Annotated in this window: 15 protein-coding genes; 6 read left to right on the top strand and 9 right to left on the bottom strand. The window is 70.1% G+C overall.

The genetic code is table 11. The features are described 5' to 3' along the window. Position 1: 1 nt before the first annotated feature. Positions 2-1,234 (bottom strand): hypothetical protein, encoded by a 1,233-nt coding sequence (locus OWM54_RS15890; protein ID WP_267698046.1) that lies wholly within the window; start codon positions 1,232-1,234, stop codon positions 2-4. A gap of 69 nt (positions 1,235-1,303) precedes the next feature. After that, positions 1,304-2,776 carry a cobyric acid synthase gene (locus tag OWM54_RS15885; protein ID WP_267698045.1) on the bottom strand — a complete coding sequence of 491 codons (1,473 nt, stop codon included), beginning with the start codon at positions 2,774-2,776 and terminating at the stop codon, positions 1,304-1,306. 70 nt (positions 2,777-2,846) lie between these two features. On the opposite strand from OWM54_RS15885, the gene OWM54_RS15880 reads away from it, so the two are divergent. Genes OWM54_RS15880 through OWM54_RS15870 form a run of 3 tightly spaced genes read left to right on the top strand, consistent with a single transcriptional unit; the run spans position 2,847 to position 5,445 of the window. Beyond that, the gene (locus tag OWM54_RS15880) at positions 2,847-3,716 is read left to right on the top strand and encodes an ABC transporter substrate-binding protein (protein ID WP_267698044.1); all 870 of its coding nucleotides are present in this window, start codon (positions 2,847-2,849) and stop codon (positions 3,714-3,716) included. Then, complete coding sequence (locus OWM54_RS15875; RefSeq protein WP_267698043.1) at positions 3,713-4,507, top strand: ABC transporter ATP-binding protein; 795 nt, start codon at positions 3,713-3,715, stop codon at positions 4,505-4,507. Before OWM54_RS15880 ends, OWM54_RS15875 begins: the two co-directional genes overlap by 4 nt. Further along, the gene (locus OWM54_RS15870; RefSeq protein WP_141326809.1) at positions 4,504-5,445 is read left to right on the top strand and encodes a FecCD family ABC transporter permease; all 942 of its coding nucleotides are present in this window, start codon (positions 4,504-4,506) and stop codon (positions 5,443-5,445) included. Before OWM54_RS15875 ends, OWM54_RS15870 begins: the two co-directional genes overlap by 4 nt. Positions 5,446-5,698: 253 nt before the next feature. On the opposite strand, the gene OWM54_RS15865 is transcribed toward OWM54_RS15870, so the two are convergent. From OWM54_RS15865 to OWM54_RS15840, 6 genes are all read right to left on the bottom strand, one after another. Further along, on the bottom strand, positions 5,699-6,952 hold the full coding sequence (locus OWM54_RS15865; RefSeq protein WP_267698041.1) for a cytochrome P450: 1,254 nt from the start codon (positions 6,950-6,952) through the stop codon (positions 5,699-5,701). Positions 6,953-7,052: 100 nt separating this feature from the next. Continuing rightward, a complete protein-coding gene (locus tag OWM54_RS15860) occupies positions 7,053-7,673 on the bottom strand; it encodes a histidine phosphatase family protein (RefSeq protein ID WP_223783544.1) in 621 nt (206 codons plus the stop codon). 28 nt (positions 7,674-7,701) lie between these two features. Continuing rightward, positions 7,702-8,442, bottom strand: a complete 741-nt coding sequence (gene cobS, locus OWM54_RS15855; RefSeq protein ID WP_267698040.1) for an adenosylcobinamide-GDP ribazoletransferase — start codon at positions 8,440-8,442, stop codon at positions 7,702-7,704. A 54-nt stretch (positions 8,443-8,496) separates the two neighbouring features. After that, positions 8,497-9,558, bottom strand: coding sequence for a nicotinate-nucleotide--dimethylbenzimidazole phosphoribosyltransferase (gene cobT, locus OWM54_RS15850; RefSeq protein WP_141326802.1), 1,062 nt, complete (start codon positions 9,556-9,558; stop codon positions 8,497-8,499). A 141-nt stretch (positions 9,559-9,699) separates the two neighbouring features. Then, a complete protein-coding gene (locus OWM54_RS15845; protein WP_267698039.1) occupies positions 9,700-10,245 on the bottom strand; it encodes a metal-dependent hydrolase in 546 nt (181 codons plus the stop codon). Positions 10,246-10,279: 34 nt separating this feature from the next. Next, on the bottom strand, positions 10,280-10,513 hold the full coding sequence (locus OWM54_RS15840; protein WP_141326798.1) for a hypothetical protein: 234 nt from the start codon (positions 10,511-10,513) through the stop codon (positions 10,280-10,282). Between the two features lie 113 nt (positions 10,514-10,626). Here OWM54_RS15840 and OWM54_RS15835 point away from each other — a divergent pair, with 113 nt between their 5' ends. The 3 genes from OWM54_RS15835 to OWM54_RS15825 all read left to right on the top strand — a co-directional run bounded on the left by OWM54_RS15835 (position 10,627) and on the right by OWM54_RS15825 (position 14,052). After that, positions 10,627-11,148, top strand: a complete 522-nt coding sequence (locus OWM54_RS15835; protein WP_223783541.1) for a MarR family winged helix-turn-helix transcriptional regulator — start codon at positions 10,627-10,629, stop codon at positions 11,146-11,148. A 109-nt stretch (positions 11,149-11,257) separates the two neighbouring features. After that, positions 11,258-12,508, top strand: a complete 1,251-nt coding sequence (locus tag OWM54_RS15830) for an HlyD family secretion protein (RefSeq protein WP_267698038.1) — start codon at positions 11,258-11,260, stop codon at positions 12,506-12,508. 2 nt (positions 12,509-12,510) lie between these two features. Beyond that, positions 12,511-14,052: a DHA2 family efflux MFS transporter permease subunit gene (locus OWM54_RS15825; protein WP_223783540.1), complete on the top strand. Its 1,542-nt coding sequence runs from the start codon at positions 12,511-12,513 to the stop codon at positions 14,050-14,052. 145 nt (positions 14,053-14,197) lie between these two features. Here OWM54_RS15825 and OWM54_RS15820 read toward each other — a convergent pair whose 3' ends face one another. After that, positions 14,198-15,220, bottom strand: coding sequence for a heparin lyase I family protein (locus OWM54_RS15820; RefSeq protein ID WP_223746031.1), 1,023 nt, complete (start codon positions 15,218-15,220; stop codon positions 14,198-14,200). Positions 15,221-15,641: the final 421 nt, after the last annotated feature.

Raw genomic sequence — 15,641 nt, 5'->3', positions numbered from 1 at the left:
CTCAGTGGACCAGCGACGGCGCTTGAGGCGGCGCGGCCTTGGGCGCCTGCTGGCGTTGCGCGGGCGTGGGCGGCGCGACGTTGAAGAGGTTGACGAGCACGCCCACGGCGGCGAGCTGCGAGGTGGCCGGGTTGTAGTCGATGGCCTCACCGATGGGGAAATCCACCGAGCTGACGGCCTGGACCTGGAGCTGTCCGTCCGGCGTGACGAGCACCGTCCACAGCAGGCCCTCCTGCGTGGTGGCGAAGACGTGGGGCTGCCCGCCCACGCTGGCCATCGCGGCGCGGAACGCGAAGGACTGCGGCAGGGACAGGTTCTGCTTCAGGTCCACCGAGCCCTGCGACTGGAGCTCCGCGGGGCGCACGCGGAACAGCCACGTGTTCTTGTCCGACGGGCCCACCGAGCAGGCCACGGCCACCAGGTGGTCATCCAGGATGGCGAGGCCGTTGATGCCGCGCTGGGCCGCCGGGTTGTAGCGCTTGCGCGCCAGCACGTTGCCCTGGGGGAGCTGGAGCATCACCAGGTCTCCGTCCTCGGAGCCGGTGATGACCACGCCGTCGCGCCACGAGACGATGTCCCGCACGTTCCACAGCTGGAACGGGCTGGGGATGGGGTCGGGCGAGCGCACGTCGATTTTCTTCAGCACCGCCAGCTGCCGGCCGTTGCGCGTGACGCTCCAGATGAGGACGAAGCCATTCTCGTGGCCGGTGACGAGGTACTCCCGGTTCCCATGGGTGACGAAGACGGCGCTGTTGGCCGTGCCCACGTCCGTGTCGTAGGCGAAGTTCTGGTAGCGGAACGCGCGCGGCAGCCGGTCCAGCAGCGCGGGCTCGGCGTCCTCCGCGACGGAGAGGTCCCGCTCGCGCCACAAGGTGATGGTGGTGCTGTCGTTGGATGTCACGAACGTCCGCTCATCCCGCACGGCCATCATCTCCACGCCCCGGTTGGCGGGCGTGCGCAGCACGTCCGTGAGCATGGGACCCCACTCGGTGGGTCCAGGCGGGCGGAAGAGCGTCATCGAGCCATCCAGCCGTCCCACGATGAACCGCCCCGCGTCCAACCACTGCAATTGCTGGGTGTAGGGGTACGTCGTGCCAACGGGCGTGAGGACCTGCTGGGTGAGTGTCTTCGGGGTGGTGTCGAGCTGGTCCTGTGCGAGCGCGCTGTGCTGGCAAGCCATGGCCAAGAGCAGCACCACGCGCGGAAGGACACGAGCGAATCCATCGAGCTTCACGTTGAGCCTCCTCCTTACATTCGCCTGTCGTCGGGAATCCCCGAGCGCCCCCTTTGGCGGGATGAAGAATCAGTCGATGGATGTCATGTGCTCGGCCAGGGCGGCAGCGAGCCGATTATAGCTGTCCTCCCGACGGGTGTCGTGGTTGCACAGGGGCGCTGTCAGGACTGGCAATCCCTTGCGCTGGCGCAGCGTGTCGACGAAGGCGCGGCTCAGACGAGGGTTCTTGAACAGGTCATGGATGAAGGTGCCGAAGATGGGCAGTCGCTCGTGCACCGCGCCATCGAAGCCGCCGGGGTGGGCATACATCGGCCGCGCGCTGTCGTACCGGATGAGCCCGGAATGAATCTCATACCCGGACACCTCGCCCGCATCCCGCAAGGGATTGTCCTTCGTCGGGGTGTAGTGGCGGTTGAAGACCGTCTTGCCCGGCAGGAACTCCACGTCGATGTCCAGCAGGCCCAGGCCGGTGGTGCTGCCGTGCTCGGACTCGCGGCGGTGCTCGTCGAGCAGGTGGCGCCCCAGCATCTGGAAGCCGCCGCAGATGCCGACGATGGGCGTGGTGGCGCTCAGCTCCTGGAGCACGCGCTCGAAGCCGATGCGCCGCAGGTGGACCAGGTCCCCCACCGTGTTCTTGGTGCCGGGCAGGATGATGGCGTCGGGCGCACCCAGCTGGTCCACGGAGCGCACGAAGCGCACGCGCACGTGGGGCTCCTCCTGGAGGTAGTCGAAGTCGGTGCTGTTGGAGATGTGGGGCAGGTAGAGGACGGCGATGTCGACCTCGGGTGTGCCGTGCATGCGGGGCTGGACGCGGTCCTCTTCTTCCAGCGCGAGGGACAGGTAGGGCAGCACCCCGACGACGGGCTTCTTCGCGTGCTGCTCGATGAAGTCCACGGCGGGCTGGAGGACCTGCCGGTCTCCCCGGAACTTGTTGATGATGAAGCCGGAGATGCGCGCGACGTCCTCGGGGGCGACGAGCTCCAGGACGCGCAGCGTGCCGAGCAGCTCCGCCACCACGCCGCCCTTGTCGATGTCCGCGGCCACGAAGACGCGGGCGTCCAGGCGGTGGGCCACCTCCATGTTCACCACGTCGAACGGGCGCAGGTTGGGCTCCGCGCAGCTCCCCGCGCCCTCGGCGATGACCAGGTCGTAGTGGCGGTTCAGGTGGTCGATGGACTCCTGGATGGCGGCGAGCTTGAGCGCACGGTGCGTGTCGGCCAGGAAGTACTCGCGCGCGTCGACGTCCCGGTGGGGCCTGCCGTGGATGATGAGCTGGCTGACGCTGTCCGACTTGGGCTTGAGCAGCAGCGGGTTCATGTGGACGACGGGCCGCTGCCTCGCCGCGAAGGACTGCACCGCGGTGGCGCGGGCAATCTCCTCGTTCTCCTCGGTGACGAAGGAGTTGAGGGACATGTTCTGCGACTTGAACGGAGCCACGCGCAGGCCCCGGTTGGCGTACAGGCGGCACAGCCCGGCCACCAGCGTGGTCTTCCCCACGTGGGAGCCCGTGCCCTGAATCATGAGGTGGGGGTGCTTCGACATGGCGGGCCTCCTCTGGCGGGTGCACTATAAGGCGCTCGTCACGCACTCCTCGGTGCGTGATTGTCCTCCCATGTCCCCTTCGCGCTCCTTTAGGCTCCTCGGTCTCGCGCTCCTGCTCCTCGCGGGCTGCCAGCGCTCCTCGCCCCCGGCCCAGCAGCCGGGCGCGCGGCGGCTCGTCTCGCTGTCCCCCGGAATCACGGAGACGCTCTACGCGCTGGGGGCGGGGCCGCAGGTGGTGGGGCGCTCGGACTATTCGTCCTGGCCCCCCGAGGCAGAGGGCGTGCCCAAGGTCGGCTCCACGCTGGCGCCCAACTACGAGGCCATCGCCCGACTCAAGCCCACGCTCATCCTGGATGAGCAGGTGAAGCAGGCTCCCGCGGGCTCGCTGGCCGCCGTCGCGCCGGTGAAGGTGCTGCCCTGGCTCACCGTGGACGACGTGGCGAACGGGGTCCGCGAGCTGGGGCGGCAGACGGGCCGCGAGGCGCAGGCGAATGAGCTGGCCGCGAAGGTGGAGAGCACGCTGAAGCGGGCACCCCCGAAGGACGCGCCCCGGGTGCTGCTGGTGATTGGCGACGCGGAGGCCGGGCTCTCCAGCATCTGGTACATCCGCAAGGGCTCGCTGCACGGCGCGGCGCTGGAGGCCGCGGGCGCGCGCAACGCCGTCGCGGAGGACCCCGGTGGGCCGCCGAACATCTCCGTCGAGCAGTTGATGACGTTGGACCCGGACATCATCCTCGTGCTGCTGGAGGGCCCCGTGCCGACGCCCGAGGAGGAGGCGCGGCAGCTGGCCGCGTGGAAGCAGCTGTCGGTGCTGCGCGCGGTGAAGGAGGGGCGCGTGAAGCTGGTGGCGGGGCCGGGCGTGCAGTCCACCGGTCCGCGCATCCTGGACCTGGTGGAGCGACTGAAGGTCGCGCTGCGCTTCGACGCGAAGACGCCATGACGTCCACGCTGGAGGTCTCCGGGGCGACGGTGCGCAAGGGGGAGCGGACGCTGCTGGCGGACGTGTCCCTGCGGCTCGGGGCTGGAGACTTCGTGGCGGTGGTGGGCCCCAATGGGGCGGGCAAGACGACGTTGATGCGCGTGGCGCTCGGGCTGGAGCGTCCGGACGCGGGGCGCGTCACGGTGGACGGGCGCGACGTGGCGGCGCTGTCGCCCCGGGAGCGCGCGGCCCATGTCGCGTGGCTGCCCCAGCGTGTGCAGGTCTCCGAGCCCATCACCGCGCTGGAGCACGTGGCCGCGGCGCGCTATCGCTTCCGGGAGTCGCATCGCCGCTCGGAGGAGCAGGCGCGGGCGGCGCTGGAGCGGGTGCAGGCGGAGGGGCTCGCCTCGCGGCGAATCACGGAGCTGTCTGGAGGAGAGCAGCAGCGGGTCGCGGTGGCAGCGCTGCTGGCGCAGGAGTCGCCGCTGGTGATGCTGGACGAGCCGGCGAACTTCCTGGACCCCGCGCAGCAGTTGGAGCTGTACGCGCTCGTGGGGCGGCTGTGGCGCTCGGGGCTGGGGGTGCTGTGCATCACGCATGACATCAACGTGCTCGCCCACGCGGTGAGGCACGGGGGCGAGGGACGGATTCGGGTGCTGGGGTTGTCGCGTGGCCAGGTGGCCTTCGAGTCGCACTACGACGCGCCGGAGCTGGGCGAGCACCTGGGGCAGGTGTTCTCCGTGCGGATGCGTGGCGTGGAGGTCGAGGGCCGGAGAGTCTTCGTGGGCCTGCCGCTGGAGGGTGGCGAATGAAGGCCCGGCTGGTGGTGATGTTGCTGTTGTGCGGGCTGGTGGTCGTCGCCGCGCCGTTCATCGGGCCTCCGATGCCGCCGGACGCGCGGGACTTCATCCTCTGGCAGCTGCGCATCCCCCGGACGCTGATGGCGCTGCTGGTGGGCGGCACGCTGTCGCTGGTGGGGGCGGTGTATCAGTCGCTCTTCGCCAATCCGCTCGCCGCGCCGAGCACGGTGGGCACCACGGCTGGAGCCACGCTGGGCGCGCTGGTGGCCATCGTGCTGGGGGCCCGCTCGGCGCTGTGGGGCTTGCCGCTCATCACCGCGTCGGCCTTCGCCGGGGCGCTGGGTGTCAGCCTGTTGGTGGCCGCCATCGCCGCGGGGCGGGGCGTGCGGATGAACGATTTGGTGCTCGCGGGCATCGCCTTCTCGATGGCGGCGGGCGCCATCTCCACGGGCGTGCAGTTCTCGGCGGACTCGGCGGAGCTGCTGGCGGCCACGCGGTGGACGATGGGGCACCTGCCGCAGGTGGGCTACCAGGGAATCGTCGCGCTCGTGCCCATCGCGGCCGTGTCGGTGGTGGGGCTGTTGTCGCTGACGCGGGCGCTGGAGGTGTTCATCTCCGGCGAGGAGCATGCCGAGTCGCAGGGCGTCAACGTGCGTGTGGTGCGCATGGCCTCGATTGGCCTGGGGGCGCTCGGCGTGGCGGGCTGTGTCGCGTGGTGTGGCCCCATCGCGTTCGTGGAGCTCATCGTCCCGCACATCGTCCGGCGCGTGCTGGGGGTGAGTCGGCGGGTACTGCTGCCGTGCTCGGTCATCGTGGGCGCGAGCTTCCTGGCGCTCTGTGACGCCGCCTCGCGAGTCATCCTGCCGGGGCGAGAGCCGCCCGTGGGGCTGGTGACGGCGGCGCTGGGCACACCGCTGCTCGTGTACCTGGTGGCGCGAAAGTCGCGCTGAGCCCAGAGTCAGAGCTGGCAAGGCAGGGTGACGGCGGCGCCAAGCACATCGCTGCTCATGTCCCTGGTGGCGCGTAAGCCGCGCCGAGCGCGGAGTCAAAGTTGGGGACGGCAGCGCCAGGCACGCCGCTGCGCGTGTCCCTGGTAGCTCGCAAGCCGCGTCGAGTGCGGAGTCAGAGCTGTCAGGGTGACGGTGGCGTCAGGCGCATCGCTGCTTGTGCCCTGGTGGCGCGCAAGTCGCGCCGGACCCGGTGTCAGAGCTGGCAGGGCAGGGTGGTGAGGCCACGGAACACGGCGGTGTCGCGCCGCTTCCACGCGCCGGGCACGAGCCGAAGCTGCGGTAGTTCGCGCGCCAGCGTCCCGAACGCGCTCTGTGCCTCGATGCGCCCGAGCGCCGCGCCGACGCATTGGTGGATGCCGTGGCCGAAGGCGAGGTGCTGGAGGTCCGTGCGCTGGATGTCCAGCGCATCGGGGTTCTCGAAGCGCCTGGGGTCCCGATTCGCCGCGCCGAGCAGCACCCACGCCCACTCACCCGCGCGGACGTGAGTCCCTCCCACGTCCACGTCCTCCTGTGCCATGCGCGAGACGAGCTGCAGGGGCGTGTCGAAGCGCAGCACCTCCTCCACCGCGCCCTTGGTTCGCGAGGGCTCGGCGCACAAGGCCTCCCACTGCGCGCGGTGCTCCATCAGCGCGAGCATCCCGTTGCCGATGAGGTTGACGGAGGTGTCGTAGCCGCCGAAGAGCAGCAGCATGCACGTGGGCAGCAGCTCCTCCTCGCTCAAGGCCTGTTCGTCTTCCTGCGCGGCCACCAGCAGCCCGAGGACATCCGTGCGTCGCGACTGTCGGCGCCGGGTGACGGCGGCCTGGAGCGCCTGGTGCACCTCTCGCGTCGCGGCGCTCGCGGCCTCGCGAACCCCCAGCGGAGCGGAGGCATCCGCGCACCGGGCGAGGCACAGCGCCCAGTGCTGATAGAGCCCCTCATCCAGATCATCCGCGCCCACCAGCTGGCGCAGCGTGCTGCGGGCCAGGGGCATGGCGAACTCGGAGATGACATCCATTCCCCCACGCTGACGCGCCTGGAAGACCAGGGACTCCGCCAGGGCCTGGATGTGGATGGCCAGCTCCTTCATGCGAGGGCCCAGGGCCCGCTTCGTCACCGCGCGCAGGCGCGTGTGGTCCGGCGGGTCCATCAGCAGGAACCACTGGTTGTGCATGGCAGACAGCGCCGCGAGCGCCTCCGGTGGAGGCGGGTAGTCCTGGGGACGGCGCTTCCTCGCGCTGGCGATGTTCCGACTGAAGCGGGGATTGGCGAGCACCTCCAGGCAGTCCGCGTGCCGCGAGAACAGCCACAGCTGGGACTCGGCGCTCCAGCACGCGGGCTGCTCGAGGAGCCGCGCGTAGACGGCGTAGGGGTTGTCGAGCGCCTGCGCGGAGAAGGGGTCGGGCGTCTTGCCGAGGGCGCGGATGACGGGACGTCCGCTGGCCTCGCCTGGCGGTTGGGTCTCCATGCGCGTGACGCCCCCTTGTGCACGACGGAACTTCAATCCCAGACAAGCCACCAAAGGCTACGCCTCGCGCGGAAACACCGTCAAGCCGAGGCGTGGTGCGTCACGGCTCCGCGTTCATCAACTTCACCACGGGCTCATCGCCATAGAAGTCGATGACATTCACCGCCGCGTGCACCTGGTCCAGTCGGAACAGGTGCTCATCCGACATCCCGAGCGCCTCGCAGAGCAGGGTGCGATTGACGCCGCCGTGGGACACCAGCGCGAAGCACTGGCCGGGATGACGTGCCCGCAGCGCCCGACCTCCTGCGCGCACGCGCTCGCGCATCTCGGAGAACGTCTCTCCCTCGGGGAAGCGCACCTGTGCGGGGTGTGTCATCCACTCCGCGTACACCGCGGGGAAGCGGCGCTCGGCCTCCTCGTAGGTGAGCCCCTCGAAGAGCCCGAAGTCGATCTCCCGGAAGGCCTCCTCCACTCGAAGCTCCAGCCCCCGGCCCTCCGTGAGCCGCTTCGCCGTGTCGAGCGCGCGGAGCCGGGGACTCGAATACAGGCCGTGCAGCTCCACCCGCGCGAGCAGCCGCGCCGCGCGCTCGGCCTGGACGTGTCCCTCGGGCGCGAGGCCCACGTCGAGCCTCCCGTAGCAGCGGCCCTTCATCTCCTCGGAGGGCTTGCCGTGCCTCACCAGAACCATGCGCGTCACGCCGCTCGGCAGTCGCCAGTCCACGCGTCCGTTTCCTTTCGTCGAGAGCGCGTCAGCCGAGCGCCAGCGCGAGCACGAGCACCACCGCCTCGCACACCTCGGTGTTGGCGCCCATCGTATCGCCCGTGATTCCGTCAATCTTCTTCCGGCACCACAGGGCCTGGAGCATCGACACCAAGGCCACGGCCCCCATGATGACACCCCCCTTCCAGCCCATGAGCCCCACGGCGATGCCGAGCCCGAGCACCGTGGCCCCCGCCACCTCGACGCGCCCGACATAATCCGTGATGGCCATGCCGATGCCGCCGGAGCGGCGCGCATAGGGGAACAGCCACCCCTGGGGCACCGAGCCCCACCGGCCCAGGCTCAGTGCCACCACCAGTGCCACGTCCGCCTGTCCCCGCTCGAGCAGGGCCGCCAGCGCGCTCGACTTCAGCCCCACGTTCAACAGCAGGGCCGTGCCGCCATACGCGCCGATGACGTGGTCGCGCATGATGCGCAGCACGTCCTCCTTCGTGCGCCCGCCGCCGAAGCCGTCCGCCATGTCCGCCAGCCCGTCCAGGTGCAGCGCGCCGGTGAGCAGCGCGTAGACGATGAGCAGGATGAACGCCGTCACCGTGGCGGGCAGCAGGGGGAAGAGCGCGTGGCTCACGCCCACCAGGATGGCCGCGAGCAGCGCGCCGACGAGCGGGAAGCACAGCGTGGCGCGGCCCACGTCGCCAGCGTCGAACGTGGCCGCCCCGGGGACGGGGATGCGACTGAGGAACGCGATGCCGGCGAAGAGTCGCTTCATGGGAGCCCAGGTATGGCGCGACTCCCGCCGGGTTTCCAGCCGGGGACACGCGCTTCAGCGCTGCGTCTTCTCCGCGACGCCGGCCGAGGCGAAGGTCGCCATCTCGTGCAGCACGTGCAGGCTGCTGTCCACCAGCCCCATCGCGAGCACCGCGCCGGTGCCCTCGCCCAGCCTCAGCCCCAAATCCAACAGGGGCCGCAGCCGCAGCGCCTCCAGCACCCGACGGTGGCCCGCCTCGCGCGACATGTGGCTGGCCATGAGGAAGGGCATCACCCGGGGACACAGGCGCGCCGCCACCAGCCCGGCGACCGAGGAGATGAAGCCATCCAGCATCACCGGAACGCGCTTGGACGCCGCGCCGAGCGCCGCGCCCGCGAGCCCCGCGATTTCGAACCCGCCCACCTTGGCGAGCACGTCCAGCGGGTCCGCCGCGTCCGGCTGGTTCACCACCAACGCCCGCCGCACCACGTCCACCTTGCGCGTCAGGCCCGCGTCATCCACGCCCGTGCCGCGCCCGGTGGCCATGTCCGGCGACACACCCGCGAGCACACACGTCAGCGCCGACGACGCGGTGGTGTTGCCGATGCCCATGTCACCCAGGCCGAGCAGCGTCACGCCCGACTCCGCCAGCTCGATGGCCAGCAGCGCGCCCACGCTCAGCGCCTCCTCGGCCGTCTTGCGCGACATCGCCGGCCCCTTCGCCAGGTTCCCCGTGCCGGGGCCCATGCGGTGGTGGCGCACGCCCGTGAGCCCCTCCACGGGCACCCGCACGCCCATGTCGACGACCTCCACGCGCACGTCGTGCTGCCGTGACAGCACGTTGATGGCCGCGCCGCCCCGGGAGAAGTTGGCGACCATCTGCGCGGTGACCTCGGCGGGATAGGCGCTCACGCCCTCCTCCGTCACGCCATGGTCCGCGGCCATCACCACCATGCCCTTGCGAGGCATCGCCGGAGCGGGCTCTCCCCGCAGCGCGGCCCACTGACACGCCAGCTCCTCCAGGCGGCCGAGGCTGCCCTGGGGTTTGGTCTTCATGTCCAACAGGCCCTGGCACTGCCTGCCGGCCTCGACGTCAGGTTCGGGAATCCTGCCGAGCACGTCACGGTATGCGGGCATCGGGCCCCCTTCGCGGGAAGGGCTTCAAGCTAGGCGCTGCGCGTCCGGGGACACAACCCCGCACCGCGCCCGCGGGTCCCCGTGCTCGAGATATGTCACGGCCCCTACAGCGCGGTTGTCTCGTGGGACAGGTGAGGGCCTTCAGCCGTTGGGCTTCGCGGCGGGCTCCTCGCCCTTGAAGCGCTTGCGCAGCGTCTGCGTGACGACCGCGTCCCAGCGCGCGGAGAACACCTCGACGAACGTTCGACGCCCGGGCCCCAGCGCGCACGCGAGGACGGCCAGCGTGGTGAAGAGCCCGATGACCGAGTTCTGCCACGACGACAGGTCCCACTGCCCCTGCCAGAACCACTCCCGCATGCTCGTGGGCCAGTAGTAGTGGATGGGCCAGCCGGGCCCGCTCCCCGCCAGGTCACAGACGAGGTGCAGGTGGAACGCCACCATCGCGAGCACTGCCACCCGGGCCCGCTGTCTCGCCAGCGCCACGCACACCGCAGTGGTGACGAGCGCGCCCACGTAGCCGTGGAAGAGCACGTGGTGGTAGCGCGCGTACCACTCCTCGCCGCCCAGCAGCGTCAGCCCATCCAGGTCCGGCGCCAGCCCCGCGCACGTGACGAGGATGCGGTCCCTCCGCTCACGCAGCCCCTGGGCCGTGAGCCACGCCAGCTCCGCATGGACGATGGGGTTCATGTCCCCACGAGCTTACGGCGCTGAGGGCCCGCGCTCACAAGGGCAGGGGCGCCACGCGCGGCGTTCCCAGGAGCGCCAGCGTCCGCGCCGCCACGTCCACCAGCGTGGCCGAGCAGGGCTGGCAGCCGCCTCCGCAGCAGCTCGGCCACTCGCCCTCCGGCTCGCGCAGCAGGGGGTACACGCAGCTGCGCAGATAATCCGGCAGACCGGCCTCGTCGCTCGCCTGCCGCAGCGCCGCCTGCACGGTGGGGTCTTTCACATCCAGCACCTCCCCGTCATAACAGCGCGTCCGTTTCCTCCCAGCGCCTCCACTATTTCGTTGCGCGCGGTAGTTAGGAGCCTTACGACTCAAGGGCGGCGGGGTCTTCGCCGCGCCTCACCATGAGCGTCACGCCTCCCATCACCCGCTTCGAGCGGCTGCAGCGACTATCGCAGCGCTTCCCTCAACTGGACGCGAGCGCCATCGAGACCTGCGTCCTCTTGCTGCGCATGTCCAACGAGCTGTCGAGCGCCTACGAGGCCAACCTCGCGCGCCACGGCCTGTCCACGGGCCGCTTCACCGTGCTGGCCCGCCTGCTCTCCTACAGCGAGAGCGAGGAGGGCCAGGGCCTCACCCCGGCCGAGCTGGCGGAGAGCTCCTGTGTGAGCCGGGCCACGATGACGGGGCTGCTCGACACGCTGGAGAAGGACGGCCTCATCTCCCGCGCCGACCATCCCGATGACCGGCGCATGTACACCGTGCACCTCACGCCGAAGGCGAGAGCGCTCCTGGAGGAGTTGCTGCCCGTGCACTTCCGCCGCGTCGCCGCGCTGATGTCCACGCTGAGCGAGCCGGAGCGCGCCACCCTGCGCGAGCTGTTGACCAAGGTCTCCTCCGGACTGCCTGCCTTCCGAGAGCCCTGAGCTTCCCCTCGAACCCTCGATTCCCCTCGGGCGCGGCCCGACGGACGTCTTGTCACGGCCACATGGTTAGGCCCCTTATCATCGACCCGTTGAACCTTCGAGAATACCCATGAGCACTGCATCACCCTCCCTGGATGCCCCGGACACCGACGTACCGAAGAAGAGCCCCGCGCTCGTGAAGGAGCCGGCGGCGCCGCGCTCCAGGGCGAAGCGGGTGTTGCCCGCGCTGTTGGGGATTGCGCTGTTGGGCGGCGCCGCGCGCTGGGTGCTGACCCGGGGCGAGGAGTCCACCGATGACGCGCAGGTGGAGGGGCGCATCGCCAACGTGTCGCCGCGAATCGCGGGGCAGGTGGCCCGGGTGCTGGTGACGGACAACCAGCAGGTGAAGGCCGGCGACGTGCTGGTGGAGCTGGACGCCACGGACCTGGAGGCGAAGCTGGAGGTGGCGCGCGCGGACGTGTCGAGCGCGGAGGCGCAGTCGGCGAACGCGCAGGCGCAGCTGGCGCTCACCGAGGTCAACGCGGGGGCCAACCTGCGTCAGGCGCGCGGCGGCGTGGTGCAGGCGAATAGCGGCATCAGCTCGTCCAAGGCGGCGCTGGACCAGGCGCGCGCGGACGTGGTGGCGGCGGAGGCGCGCTTCAAGCTGGCGGACACGGACCTGACGCGGGTGAAGACGCTGAAGGCGGAGGGCGCGGTGACGCAGGCGGACCTGGATGCGCGGCAGTCCACGCATGACCAGGCGAAGGCGGCGCTGGACGTGGCCAAGGCGCGGCTGACGTCCACGGAGGCGGGCGTGCAGGGCTCCTCCGGTGGCCTGGAGACGGCGCAGGGCAAGCTGGCCGCCGCGGAGACGGGGCCGGTGCAGGTGCAGGCCGCGCAGGCGGCGGTGAAGCTGGCGGACGCGAAGCTCAAGCAGGCCCAGGCCGCGTTGCACCTGGCGGAGCTGGCGGTGTCGTACACGAAGGTCCGCGCGCCGACGAATGGCGTGGTGAGCCGCCGCACGGTGGAGGTGGGCCACATGGTGGGCCCGGAGCGTCCGCTGATGGCGGTGGTGCCGCAGGATGACGTGTGGGTGGTGGCGAACTTCAAGGAGGACCAGGTCGGCGAGATGAAGGCGGGGCAGGCGGTGGACGTGGAGGTGGATGCCTTCAGCGGTCATCACTTCAAGGGCCATGTTGACAGCCTGGCGGGGGCCAGCGGGGCGCGCTTCGCGCTGCTGCCTCCGGACAACGCGTCCGGCAACTTCGTGAAGGTGGTGCAGCGCATCCCCGTGCTCATCCGCTTCGACGGTGACGCGAAGGACGTGGCCCTCAAGCCGGGCATGAGCGCCGTCGTCACGGTGAACACGAGGGGCGAGTAGTCGTGAAGGGCGACGTCATCACCGGCTCGAAGGCCGGTATCACCATCGCCGCGATGGCGGCGGCGTTGATGTCCGTGCTGGACATCTCGATTGTGAATGTCGCGCTCAGCGACATCCGCGCGAGCTTCGGCACGCCGATGGACCAGATTGCGTGGGTCTCCACCGGCTACATGATGGCGAACGTGGTGGTCATCCCGATGACGGGCTGGCTGCAGCGTCGGTTCGGGTTCCGGCGCTACTTCACCGCGTCCATCCTCATCTTCACGGCGGCCAGCCTGTTGTGTGGGCTCGCGTGGAACCTGCCGTCGCTCGTGGTCTTCCGAATCCTCCAGGGCGTGGGGGGCGGCGCCATCATCCCCACGTCGCAGGCCATCCTCTTCGCGCGCTATCCGCAGAAGGAGCACGGCATGGCCGGCGCGCTCTTCGGGCTGGGCGCGGTGACGGGGCCGCTCCTGGGCCCGACGGTGGGCGGGATGCTCATCGAGGTGGCGAGCTGGCACTGGATATTCCTCATCAACCTGCCGGTGGGCCTGTTCGCCGCGTACATGGCGTGGCGTCACATCGAGCAGAAGGACTTCGAGGTGTCCCACGAGCGGGTGGACCGCTGGGGCATCGGCCTGTTGGCGGTGGGCATGGCCGCGCTGCAGTTCGTGCTGGAGGAGGGCACGCGCGAGGACTGGTTCGACAGCATGAAGATCACCGTGCTCGCGGTGGTGGCGGGCGTGGCGCTCATCACGTTCATCGTGCACGAACTGGAGACCCCGCAGCCGGTGGTGGACCTGAGGGTGTTCGCGAACCGCTCGTACGCGGCGGCGACGGGGGTGAACTTCCTCATCGGCACGGCGCTGTTCGGCGGGTCGTTCCTGTTCAGCCTCTTCTGCGGAACGGTGATGCGCTACTCGGCGCTCGACATCGGGCTGGTGTTCTTGAAGGGCAGCTTCATCCAGGTGTTGTTGATGCCGCTCATCGGGAAGTTCGGTGGCAAGGTGGACGGGCGGATGCTGGTGGGGGTGGGCATCATCGGGATGTGCCTGTCCTTGTGGACGAACGGGCACTTGAGCAGCACGGCGGACGAGGCGGCGCTGATTGCGCCGGTGTTCATCCGGGCGTGCTCGATGGGGTTCATCTTCGTGCCGCTGTCGGTGATGGCGCTGAGCAACCTTCGTCCGGACCAGCGAGGCAACGCGGCGGGGCTGTTCAACCTGACGCGTGAATTGGGCGGGTCCATTGGCACGGCGTGGATGAGCAGCGCGCTCAACCGGCTGACGCAGGTGAACAACACGGCGCTGGCGTCGCATGTGGATGCGTACAGCCAAGTGACGCAGGAGCAGCTCGCCGCGATGCAGGCCACGGTGGCCTCGCGGGTGACGGACCCGCTGGCCGCGGCCTATGGGCTGTTCAGCCAGCGCATCAACCTGCAGGCGCTGGTGCGGGCCTTCAACGCCAACTTCACCGTGCTCACGGCCATCTTCGCGTGCTCACTGGTGCTGGTGTTCATGCTGCGCCGCGCCGACCCCAACGTAAAGGTCGAGGGCGCGCACTGAGGGCTGGGCGCTGGCTGGGTCGATGAAGCGGGTCCTCCCTCCTGGGGTGGACCCACTTTTTCGTGGGCGCCTTCCTGAAAAGACGAAGCGGGCCCGCCCTGCTGGAGGACGGACCCGCTGTGGACCTTCACGGTGTCGCGGTGGCTCAGCGACGCGCGCCGCGAGCACGCACCGTCGCCGGCTTGCGCCGACGGCTCAGCAGCGCCGCGAACGCGAGCAGGCCCGTGGCGGCGATGAACGGAGCCCCGCCCGTCGCCGTCGCACCGCAGCCCTGCGCCGCCTGCGGATTGTCCGTGCCGTCATCCGTGTCGATGACACCCACGCGCGGCGTGCCCGTGCCCGGCAGCGTGGGCACGTTGACGATGGGCGGCGTGGTGGGCGTCGGCGTGGGCTCGGGCGTCGGCTCCGGGGTGGGCGTGGGCTCGGGCGTCGGCTCCGGGGTGGGCTCCGGTGCGGGCGGAGGCGGCAGGACGTCCTCCAGCGCGGTGCTCATGGTGAAGCCATCGTGGTACACGCTCGCCTCGGGACGGATGCTGTCCTCGCGGTACAGCCCGAGCTTCAGGTAGTTCATCTCCTTGCCGAACTGCGTCGCCCCCATCGTCTTCGGCAGCACCAGCTTCCCGTTGTGCCACAGCTGCACGAAGCCGACCTTCGCGTTGGACGACCATTTCACCTGCAGGATGAAGTCGTGCCACTGGCCCTTGTTGAGGGGCCCCTTCCAGGGGATGTCACCGTCCGCGCCACCCACGCGCAGGTGCATCTGGTCCCCCTTCACGAAGAACTCCAGCGGCGGCGAGCCACAGCAGCCCTCCTGGTGCCACTGCGCGAAGACCTGCCACCCATCCGAGATGGGGTAGTTCGACGGGAACATCGTGCTCCACTTGTAGAAGTACGTGGAGCCCGCCTTCTCCTCGCTGATGTAGAGCAGCTCGTTGCGGTTGCCGCTGGCGCCGATGGGGTCATCGCCCTGACGCACCGTGGCCTTCAACGCATAGCGGCCCTCACGGACCACGTCCGACACCACCTGCAGGCGGCTGTTCGCGACGCTCTGCGAGCGCGTCCACTGCGAAATGTTTCCGGTCTCGAAGTCGCCCTTCCACACCACCTCCGCGGACGCGAGGGGGGGAACCAGCAACACCAGGGCGGCGAGTCGAAGGAATGCGGTCAAACGAGGTCCTTTCATTCCGGGTTGGCGCATTGGGACATCCGGCCGGCCGTGCTACTTCCCGCTCCCGCTCGCCCGCCAAGCCCCTGGGGTCCCTGCCCCCGGTCCGCTGCTCGGTGGGGCACGAGGAGTCGGGGCGCCCTCGGCCCCGCTCGTCGCTTGCCGTCCACCGCAATGATTCCCGGAGGATGAACCGACGCGCCGGAAGTGGGAGCGCGCGGCACCTTGGGCTCCCGCGCCGCTCGCCCGCTGTGCGGCCCGGGGACGCGGCGTCTTCTTCCGTGCCTGCGCCCACGCGGGAAATTCGCCCAAGAAATGCCGGCGCCCAAGGACCCGGTGGGATGTGCGTTCGTACAGAGGCGACAGGTCCGGTGTGGGCCTGGAGTCGTCGCCAGCCGGAGGGTTGGTGTAGAACCCGACCGGT

This window comes from Myxococcus sp. MISCRS1 (genome assembly GCF_026626605.1).
GTDB lineage: Bacteria > Myxococcota > Myxococcia > Myxococcales > Myxococcaceae > Myxococcus > Myxococcus fulvus.
This window is presented reverse-complemented; position numbering and strand designations above follow the sequence as displayed.